The organism is Actinomadura verrucosospora, from assembly GCF_039540335.1.
Taxonomy (GTDB): domain Bacteria; phylum Actinomycetota; class Actinomycetes; order Streptosporangiales; family Streptosporangiaceae; genus Spirillospora; species Spirillospora verrucosospora.
Genome location: NZ_BAABEV010000085.1, coordinates 1 through 12,646 on the forward strand (window position 1 = coordinate 1; position 12,646 = coordinate 12,646).

At 73.8% G+C, this 12,646-nt stretch carries 14 protein-coding genes; 10 read left to right on the forward strand and 4 right to left on the reverse strand.

Features of this window, described 5'->3' with window-relative positions:
- Together ABD944_RS42600 and ABD944_RS41620 are read left to right on the forward strand one after the other, a co-directional pair.
- Positions 1–159 carry a carboxymuconolactone decarboxylase family protein gene (locus ABD944_RS42600; RefSeq protein WP_425550330.1) on the forward strand — a complete coding sequence of 53 codons (159 nt, stop codon included), beginning with the start codon at positions 1–3 and terminating at the stop codon, positions 157–159.
- Positions 156–1,028: a phosphotriesterase family protein gene (locus ABD944_RS41620; protein ID WP_345187655.1), complete on the forward strand. Its 873-nt coding sequence runs from the start codon at positions 156–158 to the stop codon at positions 1,026–1,028. The genes ABD944_RS42600 and ABD944_RS41620 overlap by 4 nt, the downstream gene beginning before the upstream one ends.
- On the opposite strand, the gene ABD944_RS41625 is transcribed toward ABD944_RS41620, so the two are convergent.
- Both ABD944_RS41625 and ABD944_RS41630 read right to left on the reverse strand, forming a co-directional pair.
- Positions 1,025–1,474: a hypothetical protein gene (locus ABD944_RS41625; RefSeq protein ID WP_345187657.1), complete on the reverse strand. Its 450-nt coding sequence runs from the start codon at positions 1,472–1,474 to the stop codon at positions 1,025–1,027. The two genes, ABD944_RS41620 and ABD944_RS41625, sit on opposite strands and share 4 nt — an antisense overlap.
- A gap of 47 nt (positions 1,475–1,521) precedes the next feature.
- Positions 1,522–2,172 (reverse strand): YoaK family protein, encoded by a 651-nt coding sequence (locus ABD944_RS41630; protein ID WP_345187659.1) that lies wholly within the window; start codon positions 2,170–2,172, stop codon positions 1,522–1,524.
- A gap of 169 nt (positions 2,173–2,341) precedes the next feature.
- Between ABD944_RS41630 and ABD944_RS41635 the strand changes: the two genes are divergently transcribed.
- Both ABD944_RS41635 and ABD944_RS41640 read left to right on the forward strand, forming a co-directional pair.
- The gene (locus tag ABD944_RS41635; RefSeq protein WP_345187662.1) at positions 2,342–3,676 is read left to right on the forward strand and encodes a serine/threonine-protein kinase; all 1,335 of its coding nucleotides are present in this window, start codon (positions 2,342–2,344) and stop codon (positions 3,674–3,676) included.
- A gap of 386 nt (positions 3,677–4,062) precedes the next feature.
- Positions 4,063–4,266 (forward strand): hypothetical protein, encoded by a 204-nt coding sequence (locus ABD944_RS41640; protein ID WP_345187664.1) that lies wholly within the window; start codon positions 4,063–4,065, stop codon positions 4,264–4,266.
- A gap of 58 nt (positions 4,267–4,324) precedes the next feature.
- On the opposite strand, the gene ABD944_RS41645 is transcribed toward ABD944_RS41640, so the two are convergent.
- Positions 4,325–6,034 carry an alpha/beta hydrolase gene (locus tag ABD944_RS41645; RefSeq protein ID WP_345187666.1) on the reverse strand — a complete coding sequence of 570 codons (1,710 nt, stop codon included), beginning with the start codon at positions 6,032–6,034 and terminating at the stop codon, positions 4,325–4,327.
- Positions 6,035–6,464: 430 nt separating this feature from the next.
- On the opposite strand from ABD944_RS41645, the gene ABD944_RS41650 reads away from it, so the two are divergent.
- From ABD944_RS41650 to ABD944_RS41675, 6 genes are all read left to right on the forward strand, one after another.
- Positions 6,465–6,623: a hypothetical protein gene (locus tag ABD944_RS41650; RefSeq protein ID WP_345187669.1), complete on the forward strand. Its 159-nt coding sequence runs from the start codon at positions 6,465–6,467 to the stop codon at positions 6,621–6,623.
- 62 nt (positions 6,624–6,685) lie between these two features.
- Positions 6,686–7,192 carry a MauE/DoxX family redox-associated membrane protein gene (locus ABD944_RS41655; RefSeq protein ID WP_345187672.1) on the forward strand — a complete coding sequence of 169 codons (507 nt, stop codon included), beginning with the start codon at positions 6,686–6,688 and terminating at the stop codon, positions 7,190–7,192.
- A complete protein-coding gene (locus ABD944_RS41660) occupies positions 7,192–7,704 on the forward strand; it encodes a peroxiredoxin family protein (RefSeq protein WP_345187674.1) in 513 nt (170 codons plus the stop codon). Before ABD944_RS41655 ends, ABD944_RS41660 begins: the two co-directional genes overlap by 1 nt.
- 31 nt (positions 7,705–7,735) lie before the next feature.
- Positions 7,736–9,571 (forward strand): ABC transporter ATP-binding protein, encoded by a 1,836-nt coding sequence (locus tag ABD944_RS41665; protein ID WP_345187677.1) that lies wholly within the window; start codon positions 7,736–7,738, stop codon positions 9,569–9,571.
- Positions 9,568–10,062 (forward strand): S26 family signal peptidase, encoded by a 495-nt coding sequence (locus ABD944_RS41670; RefSeq protein WP_345187679.1) that lies wholly within the window; start codon positions 9,568–9,570, stop codon positions 10,060–10,062. Before ABD944_RS41665 ends, ABD944_RS41670 begins: the two co-directional genes overlap by 4 nt.
- Before the next feature lie 98 nt (positions 10,063–10,160).
- Positions 10,161–10,847, forward strand: coding sequence for a response regulator transcription factor (locus tag ABD944_RS41675; protein ID WP_345187682.1), 687 nt, complete (start codon positions 10,161–10,163; stop codon positions 10,845–10,847).
- 17 nt (positions 10,848–10,864) lie between these two features.
- Here the strand turns inward: ABD944_RS41675 and ABD944_RS41680 are convergent.
- The coding region (locus tag ABD944_RS41680) for a protein-arginine deiminase family protein (RefSeq protein ID WP_345187685.1) at positions 10,865–12,646 on the reverse strand (1,782 nt) is incomplete at its 5' end.

The window sequence follows — 12,646 nt, forward strand, 5'->3', positions numbered from 1 at the left end:
ATGGGCGGCGTGGATCCGCAGCTCGCCGGGCATGTGCGGACCTGCCTGCGGCTCGGCATGGCCCGCGAGGAGATCGTCGAGGCGCTCGTCCACCTCGCGCCCTACATCGGCGTCCCGAAGGCCCTGGCCGGCCTGCGCGTGGCGGCGGCGGAACTGTGAGGATCAGGACGGTCCTCGGCGACATCGCCCCCGGCGACCTCGGCGTGTGCGACGCCCACGACCACCTCTTCATCCGCTCGCCCCGGCTGCCGGGCGAGGAACTCGACGACCCCGCCGCGGCCGCCGCCCAGCTCCGCGCCTTCGCCCGCCTCGGCGGCGGGGCGGTCGCCCAGTGGACCCCCCACGGGATGGGACGCCGCATCGACGACCTCGCGGACGTCTCCCGCGCCACGGGCGTCCACGTCATCGCCGCCACCGGCCTGCACCAGGCCGCCCACTACGACGCCGACCCGCTGGAGAGCGTCCGGCCCGCCGACCTCTTCGTCGACGAGCTGACCCGCGGCCGGGCGGGCATGATCAAGGTCGCCACGGCCTTCCACGGACTGGACGCCCGCGCCCGGCGCGTCATGACCGCGGCGGCCGAGGCGTCGAACGCGACCGGCGCCCCCATCGGCGTCCACCTGGAGCAGGGGACCTCGGCCCTCGACGTCCTCGACCTGCTCTGCGGCGCCCTCGGCGTGCCGCCGGACCGGGTGATCCTCGGCCACCTCAACCGCTCTCCCGACCCGTGGGTCCACCGCCGCGCCGCCGAATCGGGCGCCTACCTGGCGTTCGACGGCCCGTCCCGCGCCCACCACGCCACCGACTGGCACCTGTTCGAGTCGCTCGCCGCGCTCGCCGAAGCGGGGCACACCCACCGGCTCCTGCTCGGAGGCGACACGACGACGGCGAGCGCACGCGCGGAACTGGGCGTCCCCCACACGCTCCGCGCCCTGCGCCCGCGCGTCGAGCGGCAACTGGGCCGCGAGGCGGCGACGGCCATCTTCGTCACGAACCCGGCCAGGGCGTTCGCCGCGCCCTGGCCCTAGTTCAGAGCCTCGTAGACGAGGGCGGCCACCGCGCCGTACGCCAGGTGGGGCACGACGTCCGACGCCCAGTCCGACGCCGACCACTTCCTGGGGTCGGTCAGGCCGAGAACGGTCATCGGGGCGGTCGACCCGGCCATCGCCAGCGCCGTCAGCACGGCGGTCCCGGCCGGCCGGGGGAAGCGCCGGCGTCCGGCGAGCAGGCCGTAGAGCAGCCCCGCGCCGAGTCCGGTGCCGAAGCCGAGCATCGGCCCGAGCCCGGCCTTGCGGTTCTCGGCCTCCTCGCCCTCGCCCAGAGCGAACCCGACGACGTCGGCCAGCTTCTCCACGCTCTTCTCCGGCGTGCTGCTGGCGGGCCGTCCCCGAACCGCCATATCGAGATAGGTCACCATGTTAAGAGCGGTGGTCCCGGCCGCCCCGGCGGTCAGCCCGCGCGTGATTCTGTCCATGCGGTCGCGCTACCCAGCATCCGCGTCCTCCCACCTGGCCCCGCCGGTCAGGCCCAGTTCCGGGCGTCCGGCCGCCGCGCGGCGAGGAAGGACGCGACGGCGACGACCACCAGCAGGACGGCCGCGCACCACAGGGGGGTCGACACCGAGACGTGCCGGATGAGCAGGGCGCCGATGGCCGCGCCCAGCAGCAGAGCCCCGATCGAGAGGCCCCTGCGCGCGAGGGCCGCACCGTGCTGCCCGCGCTCGCCGACCAGCGCGGTGAGGGTCGTGGTGACCACGACCGTCCTGAGGTCGGGCACCTCCAGCCGCCGGACGATCGCGTACTGCCAGCCCATCGAGACGGCGAGGACGGCGATCGTCGCGAGGCGGCCGGAGCCGGAGCGGTGACCGAGGTTCGCCACGATCACCGCGGCGGCGGCGAGCGCGACCGCCTGCGCCGCCGTGGCCGCGCCCAGCAGCCGGCCCCGGTGCACCGGCCGGGTGAAGGCGACGCGGCCGCCCACGACCGCGCCGGCGCAGAAGAACCCCGTCGACAGCGCGGCCAGCATGATCTCCGTCCCGCTGCCGCCCAGCCCCAGCCCGAGAAAGATGATGTTCCCGGTCATGTTCGCGACGAAGACGTTGCCGAGCTCCAGGAAACTGACCGAGTCCACCAGCCCGGTCATGATCGTGAGCAGCGCGAGCAAGGACGGCAAGGGCCCTTGACCTCGGGGTTCAGGCACGCACGCATTCTCGCAACCCTCGCGCCGGCACCCCGCGAGCCACCCGGGGCGTGTCACGGAAAGGAACGGGGCGTGGGCGTCCTCTCATGCCGGTCAAGGGCGGGCATGGAGAGCACGCCGCCCTCCGGAGTACGGTCCTGCCGTGGCTGATGATCTCGGACGGGTGTTGCTGGACCGGTACCGGCTGATCGAACCGCTGGGCCAGGGCGGCATGGGCACGGTCTGGCGCGTCCATGACACGCGGCTCGGACGGGAGGTGGCCGCCAAGCAGCTGCGGCTGCCCCCCGAACTGGACTCCGAGCAGCGGGCGTCCTGGACGGCGCGGCTGGACCGCGAGGCGCGCGCGGCCGCCCGGCTGCGCCACCCCGGCATCGTCACGGTCCACGACCTGGTGGTCTCCGAGGACGGCCAGCCGTGGATCATCATGGAGCTCGTGCCGGGGCGCTCCCTGGCCGATCTCCTCGCGCGGGAGGGCACGCTGGCACCGGATCGCGCGGCGGCGCTCGGTCTCCAGATCCTCGACGCTCTGGCGGCGGCGCACCGGGCCGGGATCGTCCACCGCGACCTCAAGCCCGCCAACGTCCTGCTGGAGGGCGAACGGGCCCTGCTGACCGACTTCGGGATCGCCGCGGTGGAGGGCGAGACCGCGCTCACCCGCTCGGGCGCGCTGCTTGGCACGCCGGCGTTCATGGCGCCCGAGCAGGTCCGCGGGCAGCCCGCCACCGCCGCCACGGATCTGTGGGCGCTCGGTGCGACGCTGTACAACGCGGTCGAGGGCCGTCCGCCCTTCGCCGGCTCCGCCACCGGCGCCGTCCTGGTGGCCATCGCCACGGAGGCCCCTTCCCCGATGAGCAACGCGGGGCCGCTCCAGCCCGTCGTGGAGCGGCTGCTCGACAAGGACCCCGCCGGGCGTCCGGACACCGCCGCTCTCCGGGCCATGCTGAGCCGCGTCGCCTCCGCCCCGCCTCGCCCGGCCGCGGAGGCGCCCCCGTCCCCGGCGGCCCCTCCCACCAGGCCTCTGCCACCGGCGCCCGGCCACCCCAAACGCGCGGTCCTGATCGCGGTGGCGCTTCTCGCGGTGCTCGCCGTCGCGGGCACGGGTCTCACTTACGCATTGCGAGGAGACTCCGCCTACGCGGCCAACAAGAAGGACGCGGCCACCATCGGGGCGCCTTCCGGATTCACTCTGAAGAAGGAGCAGAAGGTCGACGCGGACCGGGCCCGCCTCGTCTACTCCGGTTGCCCGCAATTCTGCGCCGGTTCCCCATCGACTCTCGCATCGACCGTCCAGGTCGTCGCCCACTGGCTGGCGAGGGTCCGCTCCGTCTCCAGCGTCGGCCCGCCCGTCGCGTCCGCGAACCAGGCGGTCTGGACGATAGCGGTCACCACCAACACCGCCCCCAGGATCTCCAACGTGCGGGTCATCGCGGTCGGAGACCCGATGCAGGACGTCGTCCTGCAACTCGAGGTCGGCTGACACGGCGGCAGGAGCCCGAGAGCACGGGCCGGGCATAATCGGTCATCGCTGATCGAGTCGGGCACGTGGGCGGGGCGCTGAGACCCATCGTGGATCGCCGGCCGAGACAGGCCCGTGCCGGGCGCGAAGGTTTCCCGCCCTGACCGCGCCGCAGCTCCCCAAAGGCGAGGTGCGGCTGACCAAGGTCGTGCGGGTCCCGCGCTACAAGGGGCCCGGGTCACCGGTCCTCGGACGGGTCGGCGATGGCGACGCACGCCTGTCGTACGCCGCGTTGGGCGGCGCCTGGGGCCCGAGCCGGCGGACGGATCCGGAGGTGACCGGGTAGTCAGAACAAGACCTTCACCGAGACCACGACCGGCCGCGACGTCGCGTCCCAGCCCCTGAACGTGAGCGGCCGGAAGGGCTGGGTGATCGTCCGCGAGATGCACTTCCGGAAGGAGGGCGTCAGCTCGACGATGGACCTGTCCACCGTCGTGGTGGTCGACACCGGGCGGCCGCGGCCCTCGTTCGAGTGGCTGGACGTGCCCGCGTCCCACAAGCGGCTCTGGCCGGACGTCAACACGCTGCTCCGTTCGCTGCGCGTCGGCTGATCGGCGAAGCGCGCACCGGGCGGGCCGTCACACGGCCCGCCCGGCAGGGGTGTTCAGGTCAGCGGGTTCCGAGCAGGATGGACGTGGGGACCCGCGTGGCCACCGGCGGCAGCTTCGTGCCGTTGCCGGTGGCGGCCGCCTGGGGCGCCATCGCGCTCGCGTCCGCCGGGCCCCTGGTCTGGGGCGCCGATTCGGAGCCGTCGGCGAACGGCTGGGTGTCGCCGACGCACACCTTGCCCGCGGGCGGCAGCTTCCCGCCGACGAGGTAGCCGTCGACCGCCTTCGTCACGCACTCCGAAGTGCCGTAGGCGGTGTGTCCCCAGCTGTTGCTGGACAGCAGGCGGCTGTTGGGCAGCAGCTTGCTGGACGAGACGGCGTCGTTGTAGTTCGTGGCCGGGTCGTAGTAGTTGCCCACGAACAGGACGGGAGCGTTCGTCCGCCGGTTGAAGGGCCCCGTGTAGGCGTCCTCGTCGCGGACCTTCCAGGCGTCACGGGCGCACTGGACGCTGCTCCAGCCCCACGCGCGCCCGAAGTAGGGGGCCCTCTTGTCGGACGCCGCCGTCAGCGCCGGCCAGCTCCCCGCCTTCTTCGGGTGCAGGCCGTCGGTGCAGGTGACCCCGCTGAACGCCTCAAGGCCGTTGTCGTAGGGGAAGTCCTTGGCCGAGACCTTCTCCGCCGCCTCCTTCTGCCGCGCGACCTCGGCCCGGCGCTCCGCGATGCGGGCGGCGAGGGCCTTGCGCGCCTTGGCGGCCTGCGCCGCCGACGACGCGGGCGAGGTCGCCTTCCACAGGTCGGTGGCCATGGCGTCGATGACCTCGTAGCCTCCCGGGTCGTACAGCCAGCCGAGGGCCGCGCCGACGAAGTCGGCGTAGGTGACCTTCTCGCCTTCGACGTCGGCGGGCTTCGCCCTCAGCCGCTTGGCGAGGACGTCGAAGTTCTTGACGGGGTCCCCGAACTGCGCGAACTGGCACTTCGCCTTGCCCGCCTTGCCGCAGCGGACGAGGATCTCCCGCAGCGCCTTGTAGGCGCCGTCGGCGGACCGCAGCCGGTCGTCCAGTATCCGGTTCGCGGTCTTGGGGGTGCCGGCCCAGGAGACGGGGTTGATGACCCCGTCCACGACCACGGCGCGCAGCCGGTCGGGGAACATGTTCGCGTAGTACTGGCCGAGCGCCGTGCCGTAGCTGAAGCCCAGGTAGGACAGCTTCTTGTCGCCGACCGCGCGGCGCAGGACGTCCATGTCGCGCGCCGCCTCGGCGGTCGACATCGCACCCGCCAGCTTCTTCCCGGTCGTCGAGCAGCCCTTGCCGACCGCCTTGGCCGACTTGACGTAGGCCGCCTCCTGCTTCGCGCCGACCGGGAACGCGACGCCCATCCCCGCCAGCGCGAGCGTCTGGTCCCTGGTGGACTTGAAGCAGGCGACGTTGGAGCTGAAGCCGATGCCGCGCGGGTCGAAGCCGACGACGTCGAAGCGGTCGAGGACGTCAGCGCCGAGGAAGTAGGGCGACTGGTACGCGATCGCGGTGCCCTGGCCGCCGGGCCCGCCCGGGTTGACGAAGAGGCTTCCGATCCGCTTCTTGGCGTTGCGCGCCTTCACCTTCAGCAGCGCGATCTCGGTCGTCGCGCCCTTGGGATCGTCGTAGTCCAAGGGCAGCCGGACGGTCGCGCATTCCGCGTAGTCGTAGCACTTGTACCAGGCGAGCTTCGGGGTGGGCACGCGGTCGACGCGCGCCTTCTCGACGGGGCTCGTCGTGTCGCCCGGGGCGGCCAAGGCGGTGGCCGTTAAAGCCGGCAGGAGCACCGCGCCGGCTACGCCCGTCGCGAGAATCCTGTGTCCGAGACGCATGAGGTTCCCTTCGTGGGGGTCGATCCGTGGGGATCGATGCCTCTCCCGCGCAGTTGCACGGATTGGTCCACTGATTCTCGAATGCGCCACTTGTCCCCGTGATCCACCGCCGGACCGGGTCTCCGCTCCGGAAGATCACCCCGCGGACGGATTGACGCTCATCCCCGAGGGCGGACCGCACGGCGCGGCGGAACACCGGCGGATCCCGCCGGCCCCCTCGCCTGGCCAGGCCGAACACGCCAGCGAGAGAAATGATCATTTTTGGCGGAATCGCGGCGCTCGGTGTGCTGTAATCCGGTTGGTCCGAATCATGATCACCGCCCACGGCCGCAACGGCCGGGGAGAGGAGACAAGCATGAGCCGTCTCGTCGACCGCCTGCTGGCGCGCGTGGCCCCCAAGGCCACCGCGTCCGCCGCCTGCAAGACGTACTACTACTGCTCGCAGACCATCTACTACAAGAAGGTCTGCTGCGACGGCCAGTGCCGCCACTACGTGATCGGCGCCTGCGGCTGACCGTGGAACTCCCCCGCGGGCGGCGGCGCGACGCTGCCCGCGGGTGCTCCTGAGGAGTGCGGATGGAACTCGTGCGGATCGGCTGCGCCTGCTTGGTCGGTCTGGTCTTCGCCGTGTCGGCCGTGTCCAAACTCCGCGACCTCGACGGCTTCGCCAGGTCCGTCCCCGCGCTGGTGCCCGCGTGGCCCGGCCGCGCCCGGCTACTGGCGATCGCCACCACCGCGCTCGAGGCGCTGGTGCCGCCGCTGCTGGTCGCGCCGGTGACCGCCCCCTTCGGCTTCGGGCTCGCCGCCGTGCTGCTGGCCGCCTTCACCGCGGCCGTCGCGGCGGCGCTCCGGCGCGGACGCCGCACCGCCTGCCGCTGCTTCGGCCCGTCCAGCGCTCCGCTCGGCCCGCGCCATCTCGCCCGCAACGGAGTGCTCCTCACCTGCGCCGTGCTCGGCGCCCTGTCCCCCGGGGACCTGCCGCCCGCGGGCGGAGTCGCGGTGGCCGCCGCGGCCGGGCTGGCCGGAGCGGTGCTGATCGTCTCCCTCGACGACATCGTCGAGCTGTTCGCGAGGAACCCCTGATGCCCTACCTCACCGCCGCCGTCGTCCTCGTCGGGCTGCTGTCCGCCTTCAACCTCGTCCTCACCCTCGCCCTCATCCGCAGGCTGCGCGGGCACGACGCCGCGCAACCGGGCCACGGGGAGCACGGGGGCCCGCCGATGGCGCTCGGGCCCGGCTCGCAGATCGGCGACTTCACCGCGACGACCACCGAGGGCGAGCCGGTCACCCAGGCGGACCTCCTCGGCCTTGTCGGCTTCTTCTCCGCGAACTGCCCGCCCTGCCACGAGCTGGCTCCGCGCTTCGCGGGACTCGCGACGGGCCTGCCCCGGCTCGCGGTGGTGTCCGGTGACGACCCCGAGCTGGTCGCGGTCCTGTCGCCGGCGGTCCGCGTCGTCGTCGAGGAGCACGACGGCGCCGTGAGCAACGCCTTCCAGAACACCTGGACGCCGGCGCTCTACATCGTCGACGGCGGGCAGCGCGTGGTGGCCGCGGGCGGGCGCCTGGAGGACCTGCCCATCGAATCCCCGGCGTGAAGACGCTGGGCGCGGGCCGGGGGCCGGGCGCATGAGGGGCCGCGCCCACGTCCGCGGACTGGCCGCCGCCGGGACCGAGGCGGCCGCCCTCATCTGGCGGTCGGCGCCCGGTGGCGTGTCCGGCTACCTGCTGGTCACCCTCGCCGAGGCCGCCGCGCCGATCGCGACCGCCTGGCTGATGAAGACGGTGCTCGACCGGCTGACGATGACGCAGGACCCGGTCGCGGGCCCGGCCGCCGCCCTGGTGGCCGCCGGGCTGGCCGCCGCCGCCCTGCCCGGGATCGGCACGTACCTGCGCGACCAGGCCGGCCGGGCCGCCGGAGTCCTCGCGACCGACCGGCTGTTCGCCGCGACGGAACGCCAGGTCGGGCTGCGGCGGTTCGAGGACCCCGTCTTCCTCGACCGGCTGCGCCTGGCGCAGGAGGCGTCCGCCAGCGCGGGATTCCTGGTCGACGCCGTCTGCGGCACCGCCCGCGGCGCGCTGTCCCTCGCCGGCTTCCTCGTCTCGCTGCTGGTGATCAGCCCGTCGATGACGGGGCTGGTGCTGCTGTCCGCCGTCCCGGCGCTGGTCGCCGAGCTCCTGCTGTCGCGGAGCCGGGCGGCCATGCAGTGGGCGACCGAGCGGACCCACCGCCGCGAGTACTTCTACAGCGGCCTGCTGACGGACGTGGAGGCGGCCACCGAGATCCGGCTGTTCGGCATCGGCGCCTTCCTGCGCGCCCGGATGATGTCCGAACGCGTACGCGGCAACCGGGCCGAGCAGCGGATGAGCCGGCGCGAGCTGGCCGTCCAGGGCGGCCTGACCGCGCTGAGCGGCGCGGTGGCGGGCGGCGGCCTGTGGTGGGCGATCGCGGCGGCGCGGCACGGGACGCTCAGCGCCGGGGACGTCACCATGTTCGTCGCCGCGGTCGCCGGCGTGCAGACCGCCCTGAGCCTGCTGACGTCCTCGATCGCCACCGCCCACGGCCGCCTGCTCGTGTTCACGCACTACGTCGCGGTGACCCGCGCGGAGCCGGACCTGCCGAGCGCCGCCACGGGCGACGCCCCGGCGCTGCGGCGGGGCGTCGAGTTCCAGGACGTGTGGTTCCGGTACAGCGACGACCATCCGTGGGTCCTGCGCGGCGTCGACCTGACGATCCCGCACGGCCGGGCCGTCGCGCTGGTCGGCCTGAACGGCGCGGGCAAGAGCACCCTGGTCAAGCTGCTCTGCCGCATGTACGACCCGACCCGCGGGCGGATCCTGTGGGACGGCGTCGACCTGCGCGACATCCCGCCGCACGCGCTGCGCGAGCGCATCAGCGCGGTGTTCCAGGACCACATGAACTACGACATGACCGCGAGGGAGAACATCGCGGTCGGCGACCTCCGGACGCTCGACCGGCCGGAGGCGGTCCAGGACGCGGCCGCCAGGGCGGGCGTCCACGACAAGCTCGCCGGGCTGCCGAACGGCTACGACACCCTGCTGACCCGGATGTTCTTCTCGGAGGCCGACAAGGAGGACGCCGGCACCGGGGTGGTGCTGTCCGGCGGCCAGTGGCAGCGCCTCGCGCTGGCCCGCGCCTTCGTCCGCGACGGCCGGGACCTGATGATCCTGGACGAGCCCAGCTCCGGCCTCGACCCCGAGGCCGAGCACGAGGTCCACGCCCAGATGCGCCTCCACCGGTCCGGCCGGACCAGCCTGCTGATCTCGCACCGGCTCAGCGCCGTCCGGGACGCCGGCCTCATCGCGATCCTCGACGAGGGCCGCGTGGCCGAGCTCGGCACCCACGAGTCGCTGATGGCGGCGGACGGACGCTACGCCCGCCTGTTCCGCCTCCAGGCGGCCGGATACCAGGAGACCCCGCAGCCCTCCGAGGACCTCGCGTGACGTGGCTCGCCGCCGCGGCGGGCGTGCTCCTGGCGGTCGGCGCCCTCACCGTGTGGGTGCGCCTGCGGTACCTGGTCACCACGGTCGACGGGCCCAGCATGGAGCCGGCGCTCCACTCCGGCGACCGGCTCCTCGTCCGCCGGACCCGGCGGGTGCGCGCGGGCCAGATCGTGGTGGTGCGGATCCGGCCGCCGACGCTGGACGCGCCGCCCCCGGACGAGCCCGGCCCCGCCCCGGACGAGGAGGTTCCGGTCGTGCGGGACCACCCGGACGGGCTCCTGCTCGTCAAGCGGGCGATCGCCGTGGCCGGCGATCCCGTGCCGGTGGACCGGGTGCCGTCCCTGCGGGAGGCGCGGGAGGAGACCGTCCCGCCGGGCGCCCTCGTCGTGCTGGGCGACAACGCGGCCACCAGCTGGGATTCTCGCGACTACGGGTTCGTCCGCGCCGATCAGTTCATCGGCGTGGCCGTCCGCAGGCTCCCCACGCCCTGACCGCGCGGCCTCCCCACTCCGGACGGCCTCCCGCACGACCGGCGTGGACGCGCGAGTTGCATATGCCGGCGATATGCCGCGCCGCCTAGTCTTCGGGTATGCGCGTGCTGATCGTGGAGGACGAGCCCTACCTGGCCGAAGCCGTCCGCGACGGGCTGCGGCTGGAGGCGATCGCCGCCGACATCGCCGGGGACGGCGACTCCGCCCTGGAACTGCTCGGCGTGAACTCCTACGACCTCGCGGTCCTGGACCGCGACATCCCCGGCCCCTCCGGCGACGAGGTCGCCCGGCGGATCGTCGCCTCCGGCAGCGGCATCCCGATCCTCATGCTCACCGCCGCCGACCGCATCGACGACAAGGCCTCGGGGTTCGAGCTCGGCGCCGACGACTACCTCACCAAACCGTTCGAGCTCCGGGAGCTCGTCATGCGGCTGCGCGCGCTGGACCGCAGGCGCGCGCACGCCCGCCCCCCGGTCCACGAGATCGCGGGCCTGCGGCTGGACCCCTTCCGCCGGGAGGTCTTCCGCGACGGGCGCTACGTCGCCCTCACCCGCAAGCAGTTCGCCGTCCTCGAAGTCCTCGCCGCCGCCGAGGGCGGTGTCGTCAGCGCCGAGGAGCTCCTGGAACGGGCCTGGGACGCCAACGCCGACCCGTTCACCAACGCCGTCCGCATCACCGTCTCCGCCCTGCGCAAACGCCTCGGCGAACCATGGCTCATCGCCACGGTGCCCGGCGTCGGCTACCGGATCGACACCGCCGCCGGCCCCGACGGCCTGAACGAATAGACGCCCACCCCCGGGGCTCATCGGGCGGGGCGCCACCAGGACGTGGTGCCGCTCAGATTGCGCTGCACGTTGGTGACGCAGTGGATGTCGCCGCCGGCCGTGCCGACGTAGTGGGAGTAGTCCCAGTCCTCGATCCAGTGGACGCGCACGCCGGCTCCGCGCAGCGCCTGCTCGGTCGCCCGCTGGAACACGTCCTGCCCGCCCTGCCGCGGCCCGTGCTGGGCCGGGGCGAGATAACCGCCGGTGCCGGTGCTGATGCCGTTGGCGGCGTCCGGCAGGTACGTGACGGTCAGGTCCTTGCGCGGATAGCCGTCGGGCAGGCCGAGCTGCGTGAACAGCGCCGGAACGCGGATGACGTCCCGTTCGGTGATCCCGGCCTTCTCGCGGAACTGCCGCAGCGCGCGGTCGACGCCCGCTGCCGCGATGCGGGTGCCGTTCACCAGTTCGGGCTTGGCGAGGGCCTGGGCGACCGTGAGGCCCGGGAACTGCGTGTCGGACGGGGCAACGCCCTCGACCAGCCGCTGCCCGCCGCCTCCGCCGCGGGCGACCTTCGTCAGGAGGTCCATGCCCATCCGCGGGTCCGCGACGACCATGGCCCAGCCCTTGCCGCCGCGCCGGGGCACGAAGTGGAAGAACTCGTCGATGTGGCCCACCCCGAGCCAGCTCGTGTCGATGGCGATCGGGTCCTGGTAGCCCTGGGCCTCCAGCATCCGGGTGAACGTCGCGTCGGGCGCGAACCTGCCCTCGCCTCCGTACACGATCCGCCCGGTCCGGTACTCGCCGTAGGGCGGGATCGTCCCGAAGTTGCCGCTCGAACTGGCCGATCCGTAGTACAGGTTGTCGTCGGGACGGTCGACCGCCGTCGCGTCGAACTCCTGGAGGCCCGCGACGCCCGGCCCGCGCATCAAGGTGAACACCGGCCGGGACGCGTCCCGCAGCGGGCGGTCGCGGGCCGGGAAGTGAGGGGTCACGGCGGGCGACCTGAGGTTGACCACGATGTGGTGCTCCTTGCCGTCCGGGCCCGGCATGGACGCGTAGCCGGCCTTGAACATGTCGCCCATCCACTGGTCGCCCCCCGCCGGCGACTCGATGAACGGTGCGCGCAGGCCCTCGGCGTCCAGGCCGCGCCGCAGGTCGCGGCGGTACGCCTCCTGCCCCTTGACGGGCTTGTCGGGCGCTGTTCCCTTTTCGAGCGTCACGGGAGCCTTGGGGTTCGCCACGACCGCGCGGTCCAGCGGCAGGAGGTCGTGCTGGAAGAGAACCGGCGCCACGCGCAGCCGGACCGTGTCGGCCCGGGTCCGGCCGCCGTCGGTGACCGTCAGCGTGAGGTCGCTGAAGCCGGACCAGGCGGCCGGGTCGCGGACGACGTCGCGCGCCTCGACGGCGAGCCGCACCCCGCGGCGCAGCTCGCCGGGGCGGATCCCGCCGTCCGCGCCGAGTGCCGTCAGCCGCCCGCCGCGGCGGACGAAGATCCGCACCTTGTCCGCCGAGCGGGCGTCGGCGCGCAGCGTCGCCCGCGCGGAACCGGACGCGCCCGCCATCGCCGGAATCTCCAGCGGCGCCAGGTCGGCGGCGTCGGCCGCACCGTTCACCACCGCGTCCGCCGCGTCGTCGCACGCCGCCAGCGCCGCATCGGTCAGCCGCTTCCCACCGGGGCCCGCCGTGGGGCAGCGGGAGGCGTCGTCGTCCAGGTTCGGCAGCATGATCGCCCCCCGGGCGGCGGTCCACGCGCCGCGCCGGGCGTCGTCGGCGGCCGACAGCCGCCCGTCGCGATCGGCGTCGGCGCGCAGCAGCGCCCT

Coding starts and splice junctions, on each gene's coding strand:
- ABD944_RS41665 (WP_345187677.1), top strand. CDS start 7,736: ATGAGGGGCCGCGCCCACGTCCGCGGACTGGCCGCCGCCGGGACCGAG.
- ABD944_RS41650 (WP_345187669.1), top strand. CDS start 6,465: ATGAGCCGTCTCGTCGACCGCCTGCTGGCGCGCGTGGCCCCCAAGGCC.
- ABD944_RS42600 (WP_425550330.1), top strand. CDS start 1: ATGGGCGGCGTGGATCCGCAGCTCGCCGGGCATGTGCGGACCTGCCTG.
- ABD944_RS41675 (WP_345187682.1), top strand. CDS start 10,161: ATGCGCGTGCTGATCGTGGAGGACGAGCCCTACCTGGCCGAAGCCGTC.
- ABD944_RS41625 (WP_345187657.1), bottom strand. CDS start 1,474: ATGGACAGAATCACGCGCGGGCTGACCGCCGGGGCGGCCGGGACCACC.
- ABD944_RS41660 (WP_345187674.1), top strand. CDS start 7,192: ATGCCCTACCTCACCGCCGCCGTCGTCCTCGTCGGGCTGCTGTCCGCC.
- ABD944_RS41655 (WP_345187672.1), top strand. CDS start 6,686: ATGGAACTCGTGCGGATCGGCTGCGCCTGCTTGGTCGGTCTGGTCTTC.